Below are 23,053 nucleotides of genomic sequence, written 5' to 3' on the forward strand. Positions count from 1 at the left end.
GATTTATTTTTTTGTTACTTTGACCTTTTTAGCATCCTTAGCGGAAGTTGCCTCCTCAGGTTTGGCGCCTTTTGGTTCTTTATCCGCTGTTTCCTTTTTTTCGGTTGGATTTTTCTTTGTTTTCATCTGTATACGATTTTTTGGTTAACTGATGGAGCCATCCTGAAATGGCTCCATCAATTTTCAATTAGTCTTTTTTTTGTTTAGGAACTTTAGCACCTTCTTTTCTTGCTTCTGAAAGTCCGATGGCTACTGCTTGTTTTTTAGAGGTGACTTTCTTTCCGGTTCCGGTTTTTAAGGTGCCTCTCTTTTCTTCATGCAATGCTTCTTCGACTTTTTGAGAAGCTTTTTCTGAATACTTTGCCATAGCGATGTGTTTAAATTCTTACTGAATTAACTCATCAACTATAAAAAAAGTTTTAAATATTATAGTTTCTCTGGAAGCTCCCTGATCCAGATGTTTCTAAAGCTTATAGGTTCACTTTTATCACCATGTGATTGTAATTTGATAGGGGATGGTCCATGTGCTTGTCTGTATGATGCCTGTCCAATATATTGTGTAGGCCCTTTCAATTTGAAGTTGTTTTGAATAATAACACCATTGAACAATACTGTAACCTTTGCCGGAGTTTTTACAGAGCTATCTGCGTTAAATGTTGGTGCTGTCCAGATCACGTCATAGGTTTGCCATTCTCCCGGTTTTTTTGCTGCATTAAATAAGGGGGTAGTTTGCTTATAAATACTGCCTGCCATTCCGTTGGTATAGGTTTTATTGTTATATGAATCCAGGATCTGTAATTCATAGCCCAGATCACCTTTGCCTATAGAGGCCAGGAAAAGGCCACTGTTGCCTCTCGACTGCCCTTCGCCAGTAATGTTTGCGGGAATTTGCCATTCCAGGTGCAGCTGATAATTAGTGAAAGCCTGTTTAGTTTCAATGTTCCCGGTTTTTTTATCGACGGTAAATACGCCATTTTGAACCTTCCATTTCGCAGGTTTCGTTCGGTCATCAGCCATCACCCACTGGTCGAGATTTTTCCCGTCGAAAAGAATAATAGCATCCGATGGAGCGGATATATTGGTTTTTCCGGGAGCAACTACCTTAGGTACGGGTGTATAAAATTCAGTATCCTCTGGTTTGGCTTCTACTTGTGCAATGGCAAAGCCTGAACCAACCAGGAGCAGGGTTGTGGTTAATAATGCTGTTTGAATTTTCATTGATGTATAGTTTGTGTTCGGTTATACTGATCTTCTAATATAGTTATTCGTTCAATTAATTGAAATTATTCACCGTTTAATGTTGATATAAATTATGCGATTAACAATAATTCAGCGGAAATAATTTTCCAGCCCATTTTGTGATTCCTTGCAAATTATATGTAAGTTTAAGACAAGTTACACTAACCAATAACCCTTTTCTGTATGAACAAATTTTTACCACCAAGAAATTGGTATGTCTCCCTGGGCATGCTACAATTTAGCATATTACAGAGGATAGTCCTTTGTAGTGTTGTTCTACTCTTTTTTAGTTTTTCTTCTTTTGCGCAGACTGCAATACGTGGTGTAGTTACCGATAGTGACCAAAACACTTTACCTGGTGCTACTGTAACAGTTACCGGTACGAAGCTGACTGTTTTGACTGATGCAGAAGGAAAATTCGCCATCAGTGTGCCGGAAACCGCATCACAGCTGACCATCAGTTATGTGGGATTACAATCTCAAACGGTTCCCATAAATGGCAGGACCACAATAAATATTACTTTAGCGGAAGCGCAGGACTTGGAACTAATTACAATCATTGGCTATGGTTCTGTTAAAAAAAGTGACCTTACTGGTGCGGCAACAACAGTTTCTTCAAAGGATTTTAACAAGGGGCCACTTATCTCACCCGACCAGTTGATCCAGGGAAAGGTGGCTGGTGTTCAAATGATCAACAACAGTGGCCAGCCCGGTGGCTCTACGACTGTAAGAATAAGGGGTAATACAGCGATTACAGGTACAGGTCAGCCCTTGTATGTGGTTGATGGTGTTGCCTTACCAGGTGGATCGGCAAGACCATCTGAAAGTGGCGGTATCGGTACAGTTCCTGGTGGAAACCCGCTTAACTTTATCAACCCGGCAGACATCGAGTCTATGGAAGTTCTGAAAGATGCTTCCGCAACTGCAATTTATGGTTCCAGGGCAGCTTATGGGGTTGTTTTGATCACAACAAAAAGAGGCAAAAGTGGTGAAACAAAATTAGACGTCACTGCCTCAGCCGGCGTAAGTAACCTGGCCCGCCGGGTAGACATCCTTAACGGAGACGAATACCGTGCAGCCTTAACTAAGTATGGCTTGACAGCCGGTGACTATGGATCGAGTGTCGATGCGCTTGATGAAATTACCCGTACTGCTTATAATCAGAATTATTCTGTCGGTTTAAGTGGTGGCACAGATGGCAATACTTACCGTGCTTCTTTAGGTTACCAGGACCAGCAGGGTGTTATTCGGAAAACTGATTTTACAAAATATAGCGGATCCTTTAATGGTAATTTTAAATTTCTAGAAAGTAAAAAGCTAGGTTTGGATGTTAGCCTCATCAGTAGCCAATATTTAGAAAATATTGCACCCATTACAACGGATGCCGGTTTTACAGGAAGTTTGATCAGTCAGGCTTTATCCTGGAATCCAACACGTCCTTTAAGAAATTCAGACGGATCATTGTTTATTGAACAAGGGTCTACCATTAACCCGCTGGTGATGTCAGAGGCTATTAGTGACAAATCGAAAGTGAGTACAATATTAGGAACTTTTTCTCCTTATTACAAAATTGCGCCATGGTTGGAATACCGCATGCTGGTAAGTTTAAATTATAGCTCAGGAGTGAGAAGATCTTCTGCTCGTAGCTTTTTAAATTTACCAAATATCCAAGCAAACGGAGACTTTTTAGGTGGTTACGCGAATATAGGACAAAGCGAATTACTTACCCATCAGTTTACGAATACATTAAACTTCAATAAAGAAATTGTTAGTAAATTGAATCTAAATGCGATTCTTGGTTATGAATACACCAATTATGTAAGCAAAGGACTGAATAGTAATTCGAAAGGTTTTGGAGACATTGCAGTAGATTATACAGATGCGATGGCCGCTACAGCTCCTGCAAACCGGGTGATTAATTCGTATAATAACCCTACGACAGAGTTACAGTCTTATTTTGCAAGGGCAATCTTTAATTATGATAACAAGTACATTTTAACTGCTACTTTTAGAGCGGATGGTTCTACACGTTTTGGAGAAGATAACAGATATGGTTATTTTCCTTCTTTTGCAGCAGCCTGGAATATTAAAAATGAAAGTTTCCTAAGTGATGTCGCCTGGCTAAACCAGTTAAAGATCCGCGCCGGCTATGGTAAGACCGGTAATCAGGAATTTCCTTCAGGAGCATCACAGTCCAGGTATAATATTACTTATTCTAATGGACAGCAGTCGCTGGTTAGTGTTAATAATGCCAATCCAAAACTGAAATGGCAGGCAGATGAGCAGACAAATATTGGTGCTGATTTCACCTTGTTTGGAAATAAGATCAGTGGATCGATGGATTATTTTAAGAAAACCACTACTGATTTATTGTTTCCTCAAATACCATTGGTTCCTGCAAATGCCGGGGTTACAATTACATGGGTGAACTTACCGGGCCAAATTGTTAACAAAGGTTTCGAGTTTTCTTTGAATGCGAATGTTATTGAAAAGGAAGACATGTCCTTAAACTTAGGAGGTAATGCAACTTTCATTAAAAATGAAGTGAAGGATATTATCGGAATAATAAAGACGGGTGCCTTAAGCGGACAAGGATTAAGTGGTGTGACTTTAGAGGTGATTCAAAATGGTTTGCCTTTGTTTGCGATGATGACCAGAGAGTACAATGGGTTAGATCCACAAGGTTTCTCTATGTACACTGATGAAGGATTTACCAATTATTATTTAGGTAATCCCAACCCAAGCGTCATCTTAGGTTTTAGTACCAGTTTCAGATATAAAAAAGCGACGCTAACGGCCAACTTTAATGGTTCACTGGGTCAGGATATATACAATAATACTGCTAACTCTGTATTGCCAATTGCTAACCTGGGAACAGGAAGAAATGTTGCGGCAGAACTGTTGAATTCTCCAGTTCAAGAATCTTTAGCTAATCCAATTGCTTCTTCTTCCAGGTACATTGAGAAGGGTGATTATCTTAAGCTAGCTAATGCGACCTTAAATTATAGCCTGGGAAATATAGGGAGCTCTATAAAAGGACTAAACTTATTTGTTAACGGACAGAATCTCTTTGTAATTACGAAGTATAAAGGTTTTGACCCTGAAGTAAACGTTGATAAAAATATCAATGGCGTACCATCAGCAGGTATTGAATACGTTTCATATCCTGCTGCAAGAACGTTCAATTTCGGCGTAAACTTTTCTCTTTAATTTTTAATACTAACAGACATGAAAAAGAATTATATTATAGCTTTTGTAGCCTTTGCATTATCGCTAACAAGCTGTACAAAATTAGACGAGGACTTAAACGGGCAGATTGGTAATCAGGGGATAACAGCCGGGAACGTTCCTGCTTTGTTAAATGCAAGTTATACAGCCATGCGCAACCCATACCAGGGTCCATGGGGTTGGTGGTCTTTACAAGAGTTCACTTCTGACGAAGCCATTGTTCCAACAAGAGCAGGGGATTGGGATGATAACGGCGCGTGGAGAGCTTTGTTTTTGCATAAATTTGGACCAGATCATTCCCGTATTTCAGATACCTTCAGAGATTTGAATAGTGTGAGTTTTGTAACCACTAATGTGTTGAATTTTAATCCAACGCCAGAACAGGCAGCGCAGGCAAGATTCCTTCGTGCCTTTGCCCAATTTTCCATATTGGATGGCTGGGGGCAGGTACCTTTTCGTGAACCCGGAGAGGATATTACCCAACCTTCGAAAGTTAGGCAAGCACCGGAACAAATCGATTACCTGATCAAAGAGTTAACGGAAGTGATACCACTGTTACCTGACGGACCAATTTATAATGCGAATAAAGATGCAGCACGTGTATTATTAATGAAGTGTTACCTTAATAAAGGAGCTTTCTTAAACCGTACTGCTCCAACTTTTGATGCCGCTGATATGGCTCAAGTGATCGCATTGGCTGATGTGATCATTAACTCCGGAAAATTTTCTCTGACCGACCGGTATTTTGATAATTTTGCTCCAACAAATCATATTTTATCCAAAGAGAATATTTTTACAGCTCAAAACATCGGAGGATCTGATGCTGGTGGTCTGAAAGATATTTGGGTGCCAGGCTTGCATTATAACCAAAATCCTAGTGGTTACAATGGTTTTTCCACACTTTCCGATTTCTATGGTAAGTTTGAAGCTGCTGATGAACGCAGGGGTGGGTCATATGAAGGAATGACGAATGTTTCAGGTATTAATGTTGGCTTTTTAATTGGCCAGCAGTTCAATGGGGCTGGGGTTCCCTTGAAAGACCGTAAAGGTAACAACCTGATTTTTACGCCTGAAGTAAGTATTATTGAACGGGATCCTAATCACCTGGAAGTGGCGGGTATACGTGTGGTGAAGTATCCTATAGACTATGCAAACTCAGCAACAAATCTTCCTGAAAACGACTGGGTATACTATCGGTATTCAGATGTTTTAATGATGAAGGCAGAGGCGTTATTAAGAACTGCAGGAGCAGGCCCTGCCTTAACTATTGTCAATAGCATCAGGGTTTCCAGAGGAGCAACACCATTTGCGACGCTTACGCTGGATAACTTGTTGGATGAGCGTGGAAGGGAATTTTTCTGGGAAGGCGTGAGAAGACAGGATTTAATTCGTTTCGGCAAATTTCTTGAACCTTGGCAGGAAAAACCTACCGATGATCCTAAATATTTACTCTTCCCGATCCCGGATAATCAATTGGGGAATCCTAACTTTATACAAAATCCAGGATTTTAATTAGGGGTAATGCATCGTTGGAAACGTTAAAAGACGCCAATTATGATAACATAAAAAAGGGTTAACTAAAGCCAATCTGCTTTAGTTAACCCTTTTTTATGTTATCTTCTTATTTACTTGTTTTTAAATCCTTATTTACCGGATATCCTTTATCGATCCAGTCGGCCTTCAGACTCGTTGGCAAATTAAGAATCTTAGTTTTTTTATAACCTAAATCCTGTAAGAGTTGATAAGCAGGCCGAACGTTAGGACAATTTTCAAATGGGCAACAGCCACAATAGATAACTACCATGCGGTCTTTTGAGACGCTTTTTACCGCGTTTTTCAGCTTCGCCAACCCAGACTGATCTCTTGCGGCACCTAAATTTACTGATCCCGGAATATTACTCACGAAACCAATATTGTAGAGTGGGGGCTTTTTTGCATTTGGATTTTTTAATAGCGCCATCATTGCAGAGGGTTCAATAAGCTGGCTTTTTTCCCAAACTGGTTTTTTTCCGAAAGTTTGCCCTGTAACCGTACCGCTGAATAAAATACCTGAACAGAACAGGATGAAGAAACACTTGAAATATTGATTCATTGGATAAGAATTGACTGTTAATTTTATGATTAGCAATAAAGGTACAATATTCTTCCAAATTAGCAGGTTTTACAAAGTGCGTTGTGGAACCGCACTAAAACTTGTTCTTTCTGCTATTAAAAGATTAGTAATAAACCATTTAAAGAAATCACAGTGATGGATTGTTGTCAATTTCTGCGAGTAACTGTTCAAGGTCCAGGGGTTTGGTGTACATATCCAGCGACCCGTCACTTTTCTTTGGCCACAATTCTTTGGGTCTGTCCCAATACAATTCCACGCCATTACCATCAGGGTCTTTGAGGTATAAAGCTTCCGACACACCATGATCAGACGCCCCGGTAAAGGGGTATTGCGCCCTGCTTAACCTGTCGAAAATGATAGCGAGGTCTTTCCTGGTGGGGTAAACTATAGCGGTATGATAAAGCCCCACAGATTTTACGGGTGCTGGAGGCGCATTTTTGCTGTACCAGACGTTTAAACCAATGTGATGGTGATAACCTCCGGCTGAGATAAAAACAGCATCACTGCCATAAGTGGTTGTGATTTCAAAACCGAGCAAACCACTGTAAAAATCAAGCGAACGCTGCAAGTCAGCTACTTTAAGATGAACATGGCCAATCCGGGTTTGTTCGGGGATTTTATAATTTTCCATTTAAATTTATAGTAAAATACGAAATATGTTATCTACACTTATGACAGCAATATATCTCATGTCAGCAATTGAGCTCCTCATGATCGTTACATCTCCTTGAAAAACAGTTATATCCTAAAGAAAATATCAAATAAATGCTGTTATTTAAGAAATCAACAATGAAAGAAGATGATGGTTTTACTAAAATTCTTAATTATCGTCACTAATGGTTAAATTTATAAAGTGATTAACTAAAAATCATGATATGGAAAACCGATGGCCCGCCTTATCCTACGAGCAAGGAAAGTCCACTTATGAAACCTTGCATTTGTGGACACAAATTGTTGGGAAAATCAGAATGGCAAGTCTTCCCTGGGTTAACCATTCCTGGCATGTAGCCTTGTATATTACCCCAGTTGGTTTAACTACCCAAAGCTTGCCCTATAAAGAAAGGAATTTCCAGATCGACTTTGACTTTAAAATTCATCAGCTAAAGATCATCACCAGTAGAGGGGAGGAGCGGCAATTTGGTTTAGATGGACTTTCTGTTGCTGATTTTTATTTGAATTTAATGTCGGTCTTGAAAGAATTGAATATCTATATCCGGATCAGAACGATTCCCGCTGAAATTGCAGATCCCATTCCCTTTGAATTAGATTTTAAACATGCAACCTATAATCAACAACAGGTAAGCGACCTGCATCAGGCATTATTGAGTATACAAGATGTATTCATGCAGTTTCGTAGTGAATTTAAAGGGAAATGTAGTCCTTTTCATTTATTTTGGGGAAGCTTCGATGTTGCCCTTTCTTTTTTCTCGGGTCGTGCCGCACCCAAACATCCCGGAGGCATAATAGGTTTGCCCGACTGGGTGGCAGAGGAAGCTTATTGTAAAGAAGTAAGCAGCTTTGGCTTTTGGCCCGGCAATGATATGCTTCCCGAGCCCGTGTTTTATAGCTATCTGTACCCGGAGCCTGAGGGATATAAAACAGCAAATGTCAGGCCCTATGACGCATACTATCATAAAACGCTCGGAGAATTCATTTTACCCTATGCAGCCGTACAGTCCGCAGTATCGCCAAAGTTTAAATTGCTTGAATTCCTGCACAATTCATTCCGCACGGGGATCATTTTGGCAAACTGGGATAGAGATTCTTTCTAAATTTCGTCTTTTCAAACAATCTTAACCTCGCTCTTGTTAAATTTATATGATTTGAAGCTTTACTAAGCTCCTGGAACCATTTAATGAAGAAGCATGGAACAATTTAAAATCGAAATCGCAAACGAAGGTTTAGGTTACTTTTATGATATTAAATCATTAGGAAACCGACTGTATGAAATCTATGATCGGGAGGTGAAGGTAGGTATCATAGAAATTGATGGTGAAGACCATGAACACTGCAGGACTGTTGATTGTGAGATAGACCTGCCTTTAATGAATGCCATCAGGGAAGGAATTGTTTTACATGAACATATGAATCAGCGCCCTAAATAAAGAGAGCTCCTGCTGTGCATGCATCAGGAGCTCTTTTGTATTGCTGATATAAATGATGTTTCTATTTAGCTGAAGCTCCTGCAGCAGCTACTTCATGATCCTGCTCGACAGAGCCACCGGATACCCCTACGGCGCCAATAATTTTTCCACTGCTATCTTTCAGTAATACACCACCGGGAAAGGTGATCAATCCTAGGTTCGAATGCTCAATCTGGTAGAGTGGTCCTCCTGGTTGAGAAAGTTTCCCGATTTCTCCAGAATCCATGTCAAAAAAACGTGCTGTTTTAGCTTTTTTTATGGAGATATCAATTGAGCCTAACCAGGCATTGTCCATTCTGTGAAATGACACCAGGTTGGCACCTTCATCTACGATGGCGATATTCATCGGTACGCCAATTTCCTGTGCCTTTGCTTTTGCAGCTACTGCTATTTTCTCTGCTAATTCTAATGTCATGCTCATAATTGTGATCTTTAATATTTTTAACCAAACATACTTCGAATTGTTTGAAAATACCTGCATCAAAATAATGTTGCCATTGCATCACCTAAACTTTGGCCTTTTTCTGAAAGCTATAAATCAGGTAAAATAATGCAGGCAAAATGAAAAGGCTGCCCAGAAGTAGGGCCCAGCCAAGGGATTCCATGGTTTTATGATAGCCCTGGTGTTCAAGCAGCGAAAGATACCCGCCATTTTTTAAAATGACAATGTTAGGGAAGTGGTTAAATGTTACAGCGAGCAAGATCATAGTCACCTGGAAGCCCGCAAGTATCCTGATGATGATGGTTTTACCAAGGTATATCAAATACCACAAGGCAATTAAAGAAAGTGTAGCCAGACCCACCACAAGGATACCCGTTATATTCCCAAATATCCATTTCCCCAAAGGGATGCCTTGCACGTAAGCAGCAAGAAAAACCAGGCCGCCGCAGATAACCGCCGCTATATTCAGCGTCAAAGCCTTTTTAATGAACTGCTGTTTTTCCTGCTCATTATCTGTTTCTCCGATTAAATAGATGGCTGCAAGAAATCCACAGATGCAGACTGTGAAAAAGCCGACTGCCACAGCGAACCAGTGGAGCCAGCTAAAAACAAAAGCCGATAGAAAATCCCTGGCGGTGGTGTCGATTTCTCCCGAAACGGCACTTCCAGCAATGATGCCCAGGAACAGTGGCGTAATGAAACTGGAATAAGCAAATATCCGGTTGTAAATTTCCTGCATATCATCCACCACCGCATCATAGTGCCTGAAGGCAAAAGCAGTGCCTCTTGCCACAATACCCAAAAGCATGATCACCAATGGGATGTGAAGGTGGATAGACATGGTGGAATAAATAACAGGAAAGCCGACAAATAGGATCACGATGGCAATGATCAGCCACATATGGTTGGACTCCCAAATAGGACCAATGGCCCTATATAATGTTTTACGGGTTTGTGTTTTGTTTTTCTTTGCGGTAAAAAGTTCAATAATTCCAGCCCCAAAATCTGCACCACCCAGGAGCAGATAAAATAGAATAGAGAGCCACAGAAATACAATTACAACGTACGTCATTTATTAACCATTTTAATTTGTCTGTAAAGCATAAAGGTTACCACAAAAGCAAGGGAAATATAGACTGCGGTAAATAGGTAAAAGGAGTAAACGATGCCAGGCATGGGTGTAACGGCATCTGCAGTTCTCATTATTCCATGAATGATCCAGGGTTGCCTGCCCACTTCTGTAACAGTCCAGCCCGCTTCAACGGCTATGAAACCCATCGGGGTGGCTATCACAAAAAGCTTCAGCAGCCACCTTTTTTCGAGCCATTCTTTTTTTCTCCATAGACTGAAAAAATAAATAATGGCAAGCGTCATCATGAGCATGCCTAAAATGATCATGATCTGGAACGCATAGTGGGTAACGGCTATAGGTGGATGATTTTCCGGTGGTGCACTGTCCAGACCCTTCACTTCTGCATTGAAATCGCCGAAAGCGAGAAAGCTGAGCATCCCTGGGATTTCAATGGCATAATCCACTTTTTTGTTTTTTTCATCAGGAATGCCACCCAAAATAAAGGGTGCAGATTTCTGCGTATGAAAATGTGCCTCCATCGCCGCTAGTTTTATTGGCTGACGTTTGGCAACATCTTTAGCAGAAATATCACCACTTAAGGGTTGTATGAGGGCAGCAACGGCACCAAATACGGCTGCTATTTTAAAAGCCCTCCGATGAAATTGTACGTTTTTACCTTTTAATATCATCAATGCATGGACCCCGGCAACTGCGAAACCAGTGGCTACGAATGCTGCAATAGACATGTGCAGCGCTTGTGAAAACCAAGCATCATTAAACATGGCAGCAATGGGGTCAACGTTTAAGTATTTTCCGTTTACATAATCAAAGCCAGCCGGACTGTTCATCCAGGCATTTGCCGCCACTACTAAAATACCCGATAAAAGTCCACTCACACCAACCACTACCCCGGTAAACCAGTGAAACCAGGGATTAAACCTATCCCAACCATAGAGGAAAAAACCCAACGCAATCGCTTCAATAAAAAAAGCCGTCCCTTCCAGGGAAAATGGCATACCAAAAATGGGCCCTGCATGTTCCATGAATTCAGGCCATAACAAGCCCAGTTCAAAAGATAATACGGTACCCGAAACAGCTCCTGTAGCAAAGAAAATGGCAACACCGCGGCTCCAGGCTTTCGTTATCGTCTTATAAACAACATCATTGGTTTTTAACCAGTAATAATGAGCCACAGCCATAAAAAAGGGCATGACCATACCTATACAGGCAAAAATGATATGGAACCCCAGGGAGAGTGCCATTTGTGAACGGGCAGCTAGAAAATCATCCATACTGATTTTTTCTGGTGAACGATAAAGCCAATTTAAGTAAAGATATCATAGCTTGGATGTTGAGCAACGATTTTAATTGGTTACTTTATTGAACTCTAAATCCTGGAAATCAAAACTGAAATCCGTTAAAGGTGAAATAGCTTCCATTTTATAACCTGCAGGTTTCGCATGATGGTCTAAAGTAAAGGTTACAAAAGCATCTGCTTCCAGGCTTCTTTCATTCCATTTCACGATGTAGGTGTTTCCTTTGTAAAAGAACATCTTGCCTTGTAGTTTAGGCGAATTTTTAGAGGTATAATATAATCCGCCATCTTTTTCTGAAATCGTAACATCTCCAAACCATTTATCCCTATAGAGGCCTTTTACGTCTGGCAAAGTGGTTTTTATGGACGTTAGTTTCTGCTGGGCTTCAATGTCGGCCCAGATTTTACTGGTCATTTCTTTGGCGTCTTTCTCCGAGACAAGTCTTCGATCATTATACATTTTAATACGGTCTATTCCTTTGATGCCAAAATAACCGTCTTTAATGGAATTAGTGATGGCCGTAAAAGCAGCACCAGACTGTTGGTTGGTCAGCACAATAATGCCTAGTTTTAATTCTGGTAAAATAGTTACCTGGGTAACGATGCCCGCTAAACCACCGGTATGAGATGCCTGGAAATAGCCTTTTACATCACTTAAGAACCAGCCTAAACCGTAACTGCTAAAATGAGTATGATATGGAGAGCCACCCTTGATGATGGTTTGAGGGCTCCACATTTCCTGATGAACTTCCTTACTGAAAAGTGATCTATCAAGCTTTTCGCCATATTTCCCCTCATTAATTTGCGCGATCACCCATTTACTCATATCGGTAATATTGGAATAAATGCCGCCGGCAGGGTTGGCCAGTTCTGTAAAACTTAATCCGACGGTAACCAGCGAACGGTCATCAATTGGCGCATGTCCGTCGATAATATTAGTTTTATCTTTTAAACGGTACCATGAAACTGCAGACTTTTTCATCTCCAGTGGCTTCATGATCCTGTTTTCTACGAAATCTTCAAAAGACATTTTTGAAACCCGGGTAACTATATCTCCTGCTACGATATACAATAAATTATCGTAATCGTATTTAGACCTAAACGATGAAACCGGTTTAAGGTACCTTAAATTGTGTATCAATTGAGATTTCGTCACTTTGCTCGAGTCTGGCCAGATCATTAAATCTCCCGCCCCCAAACCCAGGCCGCTTCTGTGTGTCAATAAATCACGGATGGTAAATTCCTGGGTAACATAGGGGTCATATAATTTAAATTCAGGAATGACATCGGTAACCCTGGTATCCCAGGTAATCTTCTTTTCATCTACCAGCATACCGAGAGCGGCAGCAGTGAAGGCTTTGGTGTTGGAGGCTACACCAAACAAAGTGTTTTCATCTACTTTTGCCCTGCCTTTAATAGAGCGGATGCCATATCCTTTCGCGTGAATCAGCTTCCCATCTTTCACAATTCCTACGGCGATGCCCGGAACATTAAAAGTGTCTAATGTTTTATTGACCAGGCTGTCTATTTGAGGAGAGGTCAGTACCTGGGCCTTTAGCGAATAACCTAAAAGTAAGAAGGCAGAAAAAATAAAGTAAAATATCGGTTTCATAACAGCGGAATAGGAGTGATAATGAGCTATAAAATGCAGGTGCAATATCAGAAAAAAATGATCATCCTATCGCTCCGTCCTGCTAAAAAAAGCTGTTTAATATTCCAGCTGTAATTCCTTTTTTTGAGGCGACAAGCTATAAAATTTCTTGATCCTCATCAGGTTCCAAAGGGTATAAGAATGATTTCTGCCTAGATTAAGGTGTTCATGAACCAATTGATTTACATATCCCTTTTGAATGAAGTCTGGCAAACCCTGGGTTAAATCCATCAATTCTGATTTAAGCTGATTTCTAAACCATAAACTCATTGGAACACTAAAGCCTCTTTTTGGCCGGTCGAACAATTGTTTAGGAACATGTTTGGCAAGGATATCCTTTAGGATCGATTTCTTGACGCCGCCTTTTAAGAGAAGGTCATTGGGGATAGCCCTGGATATTTCCATTAAATTGGCATCCAGAAGAGGAACCCTCAATTCCAATGAAAACCGCATGGAGGCACGGTCAGATTTTGTCAGCATTTCATCAGGAAGGTTCCATAAGATATCAATGTTCGATAGATCCTTTTCGTTTTCGATTTTAAAATCAGGTGCGATATCTAAAATATCCTGTATGTTGATGTCTTCCTTTCCATAAATTTCGCGGAGAAAATCTTTGTCAATTGCCTGACCGATATCCCATGGTTTGAGCGAAGTAGCGTATACCTGGTAAAAATTCAAAAGAGAAGGATTGCTAATCGGATAAACCATTTTTAAGGCCTTTTCATTTTTGGAAAGCTTAAGCCCTTCAACTAATAGTTGTCGCATTAACTTCGGCTGATTCTTGAAAAGATGGTAATAACGTGTTGCAAAGGAATAACGTTCATAACCTAAAAAGAGTTCGTCTCCACCATCCCCGGATAAAGCAACGGTAATGCCATGTTCCCGTGCTTTTTTGCATAATATGCTCAATGGCAGGGACGCAAAATCGCCAAAGGGCTCATCAAAGTAATAGTCAAAATCATTAACCAGTTCCAGTAAATCGTCCGGACTAAAGGTTAAAGTATGGTGATCTGTTTTTAAGTGTTTGGCAACCTCCCTTGCATAACCACTTTCATCAAATCCTTTCTCCTTAAAAGCCATAGCATAGGTCTTGATGGGTGTTTTGGAGTTCTTCTGTGCCAGGGCTGCAATGAGGGAGCTGTCGATGCCGCCACTTAAAAAACAGCCAACATTTACATCTGCCACCATCTGCATTTTCACCGCCCGTTGTAAAACCTGTTCTACCGTATCCAGGGCGTTTTCATAACGGGTAATATGGTAATGCTGGTGTGTTGATTTGTCGATGGGAGACCAATATTTAGTGATGCGCAGCTGTGCATCTTTATATTCAAGGTAACTTCCAGGCTCCAGCTTAAATACATTTTCATAAGCAGAAGCGGGTGCAGTAATATAACCCAGTACTAAAAACTGCAGTAAAGCTTTTTCGTTTTTTCTGGCTAGAATCGTGTTTGGAAAGACCTTAAGCTCACTTCCGAAAGCGAAAATATCGTCTTTATGGTAATAGTACAGTGGTTTAATACCAATTTTATCCCTGGCTATAAAAAAAGACCGGGTACTGGTATTATAAATGCAAAAAGCAAACATGCCGTTGAATTTCAACAGACATTTATTGCCCCAGCAATCAAAGGCTTTAATGATCACTTCTGTATCGGAATTTGAATCAAAAGAATAGCCATTGCTAATGAGTTCTTGTTTTATGGCCTGGAAGTTATAGATTTCACCATTAAAAGTAATGATCAGGTCTTTGTAAAACATGGGCTGATGACCGCCTTCAGATAAATCAACAATTGCCAAACGCCTGTGAACCAGACAAATGTTTTCTTGTTCATAAACCCCAAAACTGTCCGGTCCTCTATGCGTTAATACTTCCCTGGCCTTTTTAATTTCCGGCAAATTGACTGCCCCTGCGATACCACACATATGCTCTTTATTTTAAATAAACGGTTCGTGCTTTTTATAAATAAAAGTACTTTAAAATACAGTAAACTAAAATTTTAAATTAAAAATTATAGCTAATGTTGAAAATTAGCTTGCTTCAGACAAGTTATGATCACTTGATATTACTTAATATGATAATTTAGATAATTACTGATACAATCTCCAGTGGGGCAGAAATAATGTTGAAAAAATTCTTTTTTCGTACAAAACAATTTGATTTATAGGTGGTTGTAAAAAGTCAAATGTATATCGTGCAAGGAACTAGAAAAATTTTTAGCGTTAATTTTTAAAACATAGTCAATGAAGACACCTGATCAGTCCCCAATGGATGAACAAAATAAAGTTATCCTGGTAAAGTAAGAACAGAAGATATTCCTGGCGAAGAAACAAAAAGGCGTAATGACCTTGATGTATAACAAATCTCGATGTATAACATCAGTAATCCATAAAAGAAAGGCTTCAGCAAAATTGAAGTCTTTCTTTTTATTCCAATAGCAGTTCCTTTAATAGTATATAAATGCCCATGACCAACACAAACCACCCAAAACCTTTCTTCAGTTTCTGCCCGTCAAATTTCTTATTTAGATATCCGCCAACAAATACCCCTGCAATTGCTATGGCGGTTATAGTCAGCAAAAAAGGCCAGTCGATCTTAAAATGACCTAAATCGCCGGTAAAACCAATCAGGGAGTTTAAAGAAATAATCAGTAATGAGGTTCCTATTGCTTGTTTCATGGAGAGCCCTACCAGCAGTACTAATGTAGGGATCAGCAAAAAACCACCTCCCGCACCCAAAAAGCCGGTGGTCAAACCTACAGCGACGCCATAGCCAAACAGCCTAGGGATATTAATTTTTTGAACATTTGCAGGCTCAATTTTCTTATTCGCATTGCTGATCATGGCTATTGAAGCTGCAATCATGAGCAATGCAAAAAGAACCATGGTTAATATGTGCTCCGTAAGTATGAAATCACCGATGGTGATCAAGTTTTCAGGAATTCGAGGAATGATAAACTTACGGATGAGGAAGACCGTTGTGATGGAGGAAGTGCCGAAAAGTAAAGCTGTTTTTATACTGGTAAAGCCTTTTCTATAATTATCGAAAGCGCCCATTAAGCTGGTTGAACCGACAATGAAAAGGGAGTAGGAGGTAGCGAGCAGCGGACTGATGCCAAACAGGTAAACCAGCACAGGAACGGTGAGGATAGACCCTCCGGCGCCGATTAATCCTAATGAAATACCAATTAATGCCGAAGCTAGATATGCAAAAAATTCCATGTTGAATAATTAAATAAAAAGATGATGCAGGGTGATTTATGATAAGGATCGGTAACAAGCTTGTTAAATCCCGGCAGCAACACTTTTGAAGTTAGCAATGTTTTGATTTTAAAAGCAAAGAAGGCCTGTTTTTTATTAAAAATAGCCTACTTCTCCTAATAAGTAAGGCTATAGAAAACTTGTAATCAGGCTGCGTTATAAATAAGAACTTAATCTACATTATATGTATTTATATAAATCTAAGTCACTAAAAAGATGTGCTTCGGCTGTGTTTTTAGTGACTTCTTGCTTTTTATTACCATTAGAATTAAAAGCCCAGGCTGCTTCTGCAGCACCATCAGCAGAAATCACTGCCATGGAAAAACAAATTCAAACACGTGCAGCAGCTGTAGAGAAAAAACTGATTGGCTGGAGAAGAGACATTCACCAACACCCGGAATTAGGCGACTTTGAAACCAGGACTGCTGCATTGGTCGCCAAGCACTTAAAAAGTCTCGGTATTGATGTAACTACCGGCATTGCCCACACAGGCGTCGTTGGCATCCTCAAAGGCGGTAAACCGGGCAAGGTTGTCGCACTGCGTGCGGATATGGATGCGCTGCCGATTAAGGAACCTGCGGGTTTACCCTTTGCTTCCAAAGCCACCGGTCAGTCGCAAGGAAAAGAAGTAAGTTTGATGCATGCCTGTGGACATGATGCGCATACTGCCATGTTGATGGCTACTGCAGAGGTCTTATCCGGTATGAAAAAAGACATCCCCGGCACGGTAATGTTTATTTTTCAACCTGCAGAGGAAGGCTCCCATACCCCCGGCGCTACCACCTGGGGGGCTAAAATGATGCTGGAAGAGGGCATCTTTAAGAAAAATAAACCGGATGCTGTTTTTGGTATACATGTCATGATGGGCAAAAGTGGAGAGATCTTTTATAAAAGCGGCGCTACGACTGCAAGCAGCGATGTCCTAAATATTGTGGTAAAGGGTAAAGGTGGTCACGGCGGCATGCCATGGAGCACCCTTGACCCTGTGCCAGTAGCGGCTTCCATTGTTTTAGGGCTACAAACGGTGGTCAGCAGAAAGGCAGATCTTACTGCTTCGCCTGCGATCGTTAGCATCGGCTCCATTCAAGGTGGTTCAAGCCAGAATATTATACCTGATTCTGTAGAAATGACCGGTACCATTCGTGCTTATGACGAAAAACTTCAGAAAAAGCTGCATCAGGACATTACCCAAATGGTTACTGGTACGGCCGAAGGTGCAGGTGAAACAGCAAAAGTGACCATAACCCCAAATTACCCCGTGACCATAAATGATGACGGTCTTTCTTCTGAAATGTTGCCTGTTCTACAACGAGTTACGGGCAATAAAGTGAGCGAGGCGCTATTACAAGGTGCTTCTGAAGACTTTTCTTATTACGCCAACCAGGTTCCTGGTTTGTATGTTTTCTTAGGCGTCACTAAAAAAGGTGAGGATCCTGCCACAGCAGCACCAAATCATAACCCTGGATTCTTTGTGGAGGAAAGTGCCCTCGTTGTCGGTGTACGTGCCATGTCATCCATGGCCCTGAACTTTCTGGCTGCTCCCGACACGGAAAAAAAAGCCAGTAGCGCTGCTGGAAAATAAATAAATGAAGTTAATTGCCAATGACATTACCCGTATCGACAGCTCACTGGCAATTAACTTCATTGTTCTTTACTTAGGCGTTCATAAGAGCCACCTGTTTAGCCATAAGCGTTTGACTGCCCTCCATCAACGGCAATCGTTTGTCCGTTCACATAGGAACAATCATCACTCAATAAAAATACAACCAGCCTGGCAACTTCCTCAGGTAGGCCGAGTCTTTTGGTGGGGTTGCCCTGTGCAAAATCATCTTCTGCTTTTTTAGGATCTGCAGGATTCATTTCCCTGAAGGCTTCCGCTACCATAGGTGTTAAAATAGCACCAGGAGCAATGGCATTAGTGACGATGCCATCACGCGCATATTCTAAAGCGGCATTTTTTGTCATTCCGACTACTGCATGTTTACTGGCCACATAAGGTGCCTGGTTCATTACACCTCTGATACCACCAACAGATGCGGCGTTTACAATTCTACCATATTGCTGTTGCTGCATCACCGGAATAATATAACGCATACCATAATAAACCCCCATCAGGTTAATGTCAATTACCTTTTTGAAAACAGCTAAATCATAGTCAGCAGTTAAAGCCTGCCGCCCTTCAATACCTGCATTATTATAAAACCCATCGATCCTTCCATAGGCTTTCACCGTTTCATCCACGTAATTTTTTACTGCAGCTTCTTCAGAAACATCTGCCACTAATGTAAGAACTTCAGTGCCGGGTACTTCCTGCTGTATTTTTTCTTTAGCTTCCGCTAACGCTTCCGCATTGTAATCTACAAGGGAAAGTAAAGCACCGTTTTTCGCCGCTTCAATGGCGGTTGCCAATCCAAGGCCTAAGGCAGCACCTGTAATGATAATAACTCTCTTTTCAAGTTTGTTCATAAATTTGGACTTAACTGTTATGTATGTTTTTGTTTTATAAAGATAACAAAATAAGGAGCGCCTACCTTGTGTATAAAACTGTTATAAACAAAACAAAAGAAAGCATCAGGTGTTTTTTAAAACAATTCGACTGCCTTTTCTAATCTGACATAGCCTAGTTTTTATGTGCAGCTGAGTTCAATTTGTGCCTAATTCGGGGAAATATATGATGGATACTGATTATAAAAAAGTCGTTGTTGTAGGTGGCGGTTTCGCTGGAATGAATTTTATTAAACGCTTGTCGGGCGAAAGCAGATTCCAGGTCACGCTGGTCGATTCCAACAACTATAATTTTTTCCCTCCTTTACTCTATCAGGTTGCAACAGCATTTATTGAGCCCTCAAATATCAGCTATCCCTACCGCAGGATGTTCCAGCAGAAAAAGAACCTTCGTTTTCATTTAGGTTCTTTGCTTCGGATCCATCCGGAAAACAATACCATCGAAACAGATACGGGTACATTGGAGTACGATTACCTGGTGATCGCCGTCGGCACAGAAGCCAATTACTTTGGTATGGAGCAGGTACGGGCAAATGCCCTGCCGATGAAAACCATCAGTGATGCGCTTAACCTCCGCAACCATATCCTGCTTTCTATGGAATGTGCAGTACGGACTAAAGATCCTGCCGAAAAAGAAAAGAATCTTACTGTTGTCGTTGCGGGCGGCGGTCCCTCCGGTGTGGAGATTGCGGGAATGCTGGCAGAACTGGGACGAAATGTAGCTGCTAAAGAGTACCCCGAAATACCAAACTTACAGACCTATATCCACCTGGTTGATTCATCGCCGACATTGCTGGGGCCCATGAGTAAAATGGCACAAGAGGAAGCCCTGGAGGTATTAGGAAATCTAGGCGTACACATCAGACTGAACACCTTGGTAAAGGATTACGTGGATGACCGCGTATTATTGGGTGATGGTACCGCTATTGATGCAAATACACTGATTTGGACAACAGGCGTAATCGGAAGAGAGTTGCCGGGCATACCTGCTGATGTAATCGGAAGGGGCAGGAGGGTAATGGTGGATGAATTTAATCGCGTGAATAACACCAACAATATCTTTGCACTCGGCGATATTGCACTGCAAACCACAGATGTAAATTACCCCAATGGCCATCCTCAGCTGGCACAAGTAGCCATTCAACAGGGAAGATTGCTGGCTGACAACCTCGAAAAGCTCTTCCAAAATGAAGCGCTAAAGCCTTTTAAATATCACGATAAAGGAACCATGGCCATTATTGCCAAATACAAAGCAGTTGCTGACCTTCCCAATTTTTCTTTTAAGGGGTTTTTTGCCTGGCTCATCTGGTTGTTTATCCATATCATTCCGATTGCCGGTTTCAGAAATAAAGTTAAATTAGCATTTAGCTGGCTTTGGTCGTTTATTACCAATAATCCTACACTGCGGTTAATCATCAGGCCCAGGGCACAAGATTAGTATTTTTAGAAATTAATGTTACTTTCGTTGTAGAAAGTACAATGACCAGGAATATTCCCCCAAAAGAATTTTATACGCTTATTAAACAACTGTTGCGTTGGACCATATTCGTTGTGCCTGTATCTATCGTTATTGGCAGTGTCATTGCCTTTTTCTTATGGCTGCTTCATGCAGCAACACAATTTCGTTTTAATCATTACTGGCTTTTGTATTTCCTGCCACTTGCCGGCTTGCTGATACATTTTATTTACCATTATTTTGGTCAGCCGGCAGCAAAGGGCAATGACCTGATCCTGGAACAAATTCATGTTTCGGAAGGGAAGATTCCTAAAAGGATGGCACCAATCATATTGTTTACGACCATCATTACCCATTTATTTGGTGGCTCAGCAGGCAGGGAGGGAACAGCGGTGCAAATTGGCGGAAGTATCGCTTCGATGTATGGTCGCTGGTTCAAGTTAAAAGGTATCGATATGCGGATGATTTTAACTGCTGGTGTGGCTGCAGGTTTTGGTGCTGTATTCGGAACCCCTGTAACAGGTGCAATTTTTGCCATTGAAGTGATCACCATCGGCCGTATTAAGTACGATGCGCTCTTGCCAGCTTTGCTAGCGGCGGTGGTAGGTGACCTCACTATAAATGCATGGCAGGTGTCTCATACCCAATACCAGGTTGCGGCCTTATCGCATTTCGACATCCTGCTGGTCGGTAAAGTTATGGTTGCTTCTGTCGTTTTCGGACTGGCCAGTTATCTTTTTATAAAGATGATATCGGAAGTTAAAGGCTTTTGCAGCAGCATATTCAGTCATAAATGGATGGCGCCTGTTTTCGGGGGGGTCATCATCATTGGGTTAACCTTGCTGATTGGCAAACCTGATTACCTTGGTTTAGGTGTTGATGCACCATATCCCGGTGCTGTGACCATCAACTCCGCGTTTGAAGGCGGAGCTGATACCTGGAGTTGGTTATGGAAGACGGTTTATACCGCCATCACCCTTGGCACGGGTTTTAAAGGAGGTGAAGTAACACCTTTATTTTATATCGGTGCTACTTTAGGAAATACCCTGGCGGCAATTTTAAATGCACCCCTAAGTCTATTTGCTGCCCTGGGCTTTATTGCGGTATTTGCTGGTGCAACCAACACCCCTCTGGCTTGTACCATGATGGGTGTAGAGCTATTTGGTGCTGAACATGTGCTTTTGTTTGCCATTGCTTGTTTTACCGCTTACTTGTTTAGTGGGCATTCCGGAATTTATGGCTCACAGCGAATCACAGTATCAAGATCCAGGTATATCCACCGGAAGTTAAGGAAGTACAAGCTTCCCTTTAAGAAAAGGTATTGATGGGAATACCTGCCGTTCCACTGCACATCCGCTATCCTATTAATAATTTACTAACTTAAGGCCGGTCATAAATAAACGTTTAAAATGGAAGATTACAAAACTATAGAAAGCTCTCAGACTACATTAACAGAATTGATGATTCCTTCTTACTCAAATTTTGGGGGTAAAATACATGGTGGAACAATTTTAAACTTAATGGACAAAGTAGCTTACGTATGTGCAGCCAAGCATTCGGGTGGTTATTGCATTACAGCATCGGTTGATGTGGTGAATTTTCTTGCACCGGTAGAAGTAGGTGAACTTGTTTCTTTAATGGCCTCTGTAAACTATGTGGGCAACTCCTCGATGATCATCGGTATCAAGGTGGTTTCCGAAAACCTGAAAGATCATGTCATCAAACATACCAATACCAGTTATGTCACCATGGTAGCCATTGGTGATAACAATAAGCCCAGAAAGGTGCCGGGCTTGATATTACAGAGTGATGATGAACTCAGGCGTTTTACCCAGGCTCGCAATAGGAAGGAACTAAAAAGGGCTTACCTAAAAGATGAAGCCCTCATCAAGAAGAGTTATGAAAAAGATCAATGTGTAACTGATCTTAAAAGTGAACGCTGCGAGATTGCTTTTTAAGCATTTCAAAAGGCTTCGGTTGCTTCCACATGTTTCTTGAAATTATCCAGGATTGCCTGCCAGCCACCCTGCTGCAACTCAAGGGGATTTTGGCGCTCTGCCTCAAAAGTTTCCACCACTTTGGTCTGATTTCCCTGGTCACGAAAAGTTACGGTTACCTTTCTGTCGTCACCAAGCGTGTAAGCAATCAGTTCGTTGGTTTTAACTTCATCGTAAACACCCTCAAAATCAAAACCCATGCTGCCATCTTTTGCTTCCATTCGGGAAACAAAGCGGCCACCCGGGCGTAAATCATTTTCTGCTGTGGGCGAATGCCAGCTGTCGGCAGCAAAGTTCCATTGCGTAATGTGTTCTGGTGTCGTCCAAAACTTCCAAACTCGATCAACCGGCGCATTTACTGTAGTTTCTACAGTGATTTTTGTTTTGCTTTCCGTTTCCATAATTTAAGGATTGAGGTTTAAACAAATAATAGGTTGTATGTTATTCAAATATAATTGGAATATTTTAAAAGGTGATGAAGCAGCCTAAGCTTTCAGCAAGGTCTTTATCAATCACAATTTACTTTCCCTTTTTTTATGCTAACTCTTTTCATTTAAAGCTGGTTTGAAACCCTTGTAATAAATGATGAAATATCACTAATGTTTTATTAAATTCAAATTCGCCAATTGATGAAGG

The 23,053-nt window shown here is 41.1% G+C and carries 21 protein-coding genes; 8 read left to right on the forward strand and 13 right to left on the reverse strand.

Annotation, left to right across the window (positions count from 1 at the left end; genetic code table 11):
* Positions 1-3: 3 nt before the first annotated feature.
* The 3 genes from WG905_RS13570 to WG905_RS13580 all read right to left on the reverse strand — a co-directional run bounded on the left by WG905_RS13570 (position 4) and on the right by WG905_RS13580 (position 1,218).
* Positions 4-126 (reverse strand): hypothetical protein, encoded by a 123-nt coding sequence (locus WG905_RS13570; RefSeq protein WP_339592274.1) that lies wholly within the window; start codon positions 124-126, stop codon positions 4-6.
* Between the two features lie 61 nt (positions 127-187).
* Complete coding sequence (locus WG905_RS13575) at positions 188-367, reverse strand: DUF6496 domain-containing protein (protein WP_339592275.1); 180 nt, start codon at positions 365-367, stop codon at positions 188-190.
* Between the two features lie 59 nt (positions 368-426).
* A complete protein-coding gene (locus WG905_RS13580) occupies positions 427-1,218 on the reverse strand; it encodes a 3-keto-disaccharide hydrolase (protein ID WP_339592276.1) in 792 nt (263 codons plus the stop codon).
* Between the two features lie 204 nt (positions 1,219-1,422).
* Between WG905_RS13580 and WG905_RS13585 the strand changes: the two genes are divergently transcribed.
* Positions 1,423-4,449, forward strand: a complete 3,027-nt coding sequence (locus tag WG905_RS13585; protein WP_339592277.1) for a SusC/RagA family TonB-linked outer membrane protein — start codon at positions 1,423-1,425, stop codon at positions 4,447-4,449.
* A gap of 18 nt (positions 4,450-4,467) precedes the next feature.
* Positions 4,468-5,979, forward strand: coding sequence for a RagB/SusD family nutrient uptake outer membrane protein (locus WG905_RS13590; RefSeq protein WP_339592278.1), 1,512 nt, complete (start codon positions 4,468-4,470; stop codon positions 5,977-5,979).
* Positions 5,980-6,088: 109 nt separating this feature from the next.
* Here the strand turns inward: WG905_RS13590 and WG905_RS13595 are convergent, their stop codons facing one another.
* Positions 6,089-6,559, reverse strand: a complete 471-nt coding sequence (locus tag WG905_RS13595; RefSeq protein WP_339592279.1) for a rhodanese-like domain-containing protein — start codon at positions 6,557-6,559, stop codon at positions 6,089-6,091.
* 148 nt (positions 6,560-6,707) lie between these two features.
* On the reverse strand, positions 6,708-7,211 hold the full coding sequence (locus WG905_RS13600; protein WP_339592280.1) for a VOC family protein: 504 nt from the start codon (positions 7,209-7,211) through the stop codon (positions 6,708-6,710).
* A 244-nt stretch (positions 7,212-7,455) separates the two neighbouring features.
* On the opposite strand from WG905_RS13600, the gene WG905_RS13605 reads away from it, so the two are divergent.
* A complete protein-coding gene (locus WG905_RS13605; RefSeq protein ID WP_339592281.1) occupies positions 7,456-8,352 on the forward strand; it encodes a DUF5996 family protein in 897 nt (298 codons plus the stop codon).
* 93 nt (positions 8,353-8,445) lie between these two features.
* Positions 8,446-8,685, forward strand: coding sequence for a hypothetical protein (locus tag WG905_RS13610; protein ID WP_339592282.1), 240 nt, complete (start codon positions 8,446-8,448; stop codon positions 8,683-8,685).
* 61 nt (positions 8,686-8,746) lie between these two features.
* Here WG905_RS13610 and WG905_RS13615 read toward each other — a convergent pair whose 3' ends face one another.
* The 6 genes from WG905_RS13615 to WG905_RS13640 form a co-directional block, all read right to left on the reverse strand.
* Positions 8,747-9,145 (reverse strand): GlcG/HbpS family heme-binding protein, encoded by a 399-nt coding sequence (locus WG905_RS13615; RefSeq protein ID WP_339592283.1) that lies wholly within the window; start codon positions 9,143-9,145, stop codon positions 8,747-8,749.
* 85 nt (positions 9,146-9,230) lie between these two features.
* A complete protein-coding gene (locus WG905_RS13620; protein WP_339592284.1) occupies positions 9,231-10,238 on the reverse strand; it encodes a cytochrome d ubiquinol oxidase subunit II in 1,008 nt (335 codons plus the stop codon).
* Positions 10,235-11,530 (reverse strand): cytochrome ubiquinol oxidase subunit I, encoded by a 1,296-nt coding sequence (locus WG905_RS13625; RefSeq protein ID WP_339592285.1) that lies wholly within the window; start codon positions 11,528-11,530, stop codon positions 10,235-10,237. Before WG905_RS13625 ends, WG905_RS13620 begins: the two co-directional genes overlap by 4 nt.
* Before the next feature lie 72 nt (positions 11,531-11,602).
* A complete protein-coding gene (locus WG905_RS13630) occupies positions 11,603-13,165 on the reverse strand; it encodes a serine hydrolase (protein WP_339592286.1) in 1,563 nt (520 codons plus the stop codon).
* 96 nt (positions 13,166-13,261) lie between these two features.
* Complete coding sequence (asnB, locus tag WG905_RS13635) at positions 13,262-15,124, reverse strand: asparagine synthase (glutamine-hydrolyzing) (RefSeq protein ID WP_339592287.1); 1,863 nt, start codon at positions 15,122-15,124, stop codon at positions 13,262-13,264.
* A gap of 501 nt (positions 15,125-15,625) precedes the next feature.
* Positions 15,626-16,420 carry a sulfite exporter TauE/SafE family protein gene (locus WG905_RS13640; protein WP_339592288.1) on the reverse strand — a complete coding sequence of 265 codons (795 nt, stop codon included), beginning with the start codon at positions 16,418-16,420 and terminating at the stop codon, positions 15,626-15,628.
* Between the two features lie 223 nt (positions 16,421-16,643).
* Here WG905_RS13640 and WG905_RS13645 point away from each other — a divergent pair, with 223 nt between their 5' ends.
* On the forward strand, positions 16,644-18,041 hold the full coding sequence (locus WG905_RS13645) for an amidohydrolase (protein WP_339592289.1): 1,398 nt from the start codon (positions 16,644-16,646) through the stop codon (positions 18,039-18,041).
* A 98-nt stretch (positions 18,042-18,139) separates the two neighbouring features.
* Here the strand turns inward: WG905_RS13645 and WG905_RS13650 are convergent, their stop codons facing one another.
* Positions 18,140-18,925 carry an SDR family oxidoreductase gene (locus tag WG905_RS13650; protein WP_339592290.1) on the reverse strand — a complete coding sequence of 262 codons (786 nt, stop codon included), beginning with the start codon at positions 18,923-18,925 and terminating at the stop codon, positions 18,140-18,142.
* Positions 18,926-19,130: 205 nt separating this feature from the next.
* On the opposite strand from WG905_RS13650, the gene WG905_RS13655 reads away from it, so the two are divergent.
* The 3 genes from WG905_RS13655 (at position 19,131) to WG905_RS13665 (ending at position 22,378) form a co-directional block, all read left to right on the forward strand.
* Positions 19,131-20,402 (forward strand): NAD(P)/FAD-dependent oxidoreductase, encoded by a 1,272-nt coding sequence (locus WG905_RS13655; protein WP_339592291.1) that lies wholly within the window; start codon positions 19,131-19,133, stop codon positions 20,400-20,402.
* Between the two features lie 41 nt (positions 20,403-20,443).
* Positions 20,444-21,745, forward strand: coding sequence for a voltage-gated chloride channel family protein (locus WG905_RS13660; RefSeq protein ID WP_339592292.1), 1,302 nt, complete (start codon positions 20,444-20,446; stop codon positions 21,743-21,745).
* A gap of 84 nt (positions 21,746-21,829) precedes the next feature.
* Complete coding sequence (locus WG905_RS13665; RefSeq protein ID WP_339592293.1) at positions 21,830-22,378, forward strand: acyl-CoA thioesterase; 549 nt, start codon at positions 21,830-21,832, stop codon at positions 22,376-22,378.
* A gap of 5 nt (positions 22,379-22,383) precedes the next feature.
* Here the strand turns inward: WG905_RS13665 and WG905_RS13670 are convergent, their stop codons facing one another.
* The gene (locus WG905_RS13670; RefSeq protein ID WP_339592294.1) at positions 22,384-22,818 is read right to left on the reverse strand and encodes an SRPBCC family protein; all 435 of its coding nucleotides are present in this window, start codon (positions 22,816-22,818) and stop codon (positions 22,384-22,386) included.
* Between the last annotated feature and the right edge of the window lie 235 nt (positions 22,819-23,053).

Origin of the sequence: Pedobacter immunditicola (assembly GCF_037482985.1) — a bacterium.
Taxonomy (GTDB): domain Bacteria; phylum Bacteroidota; class Bacteroidia; order Sphingobacteriales; family Sphingobacteriaceae; genus Pedobacter; species Pedobacter immunditicola.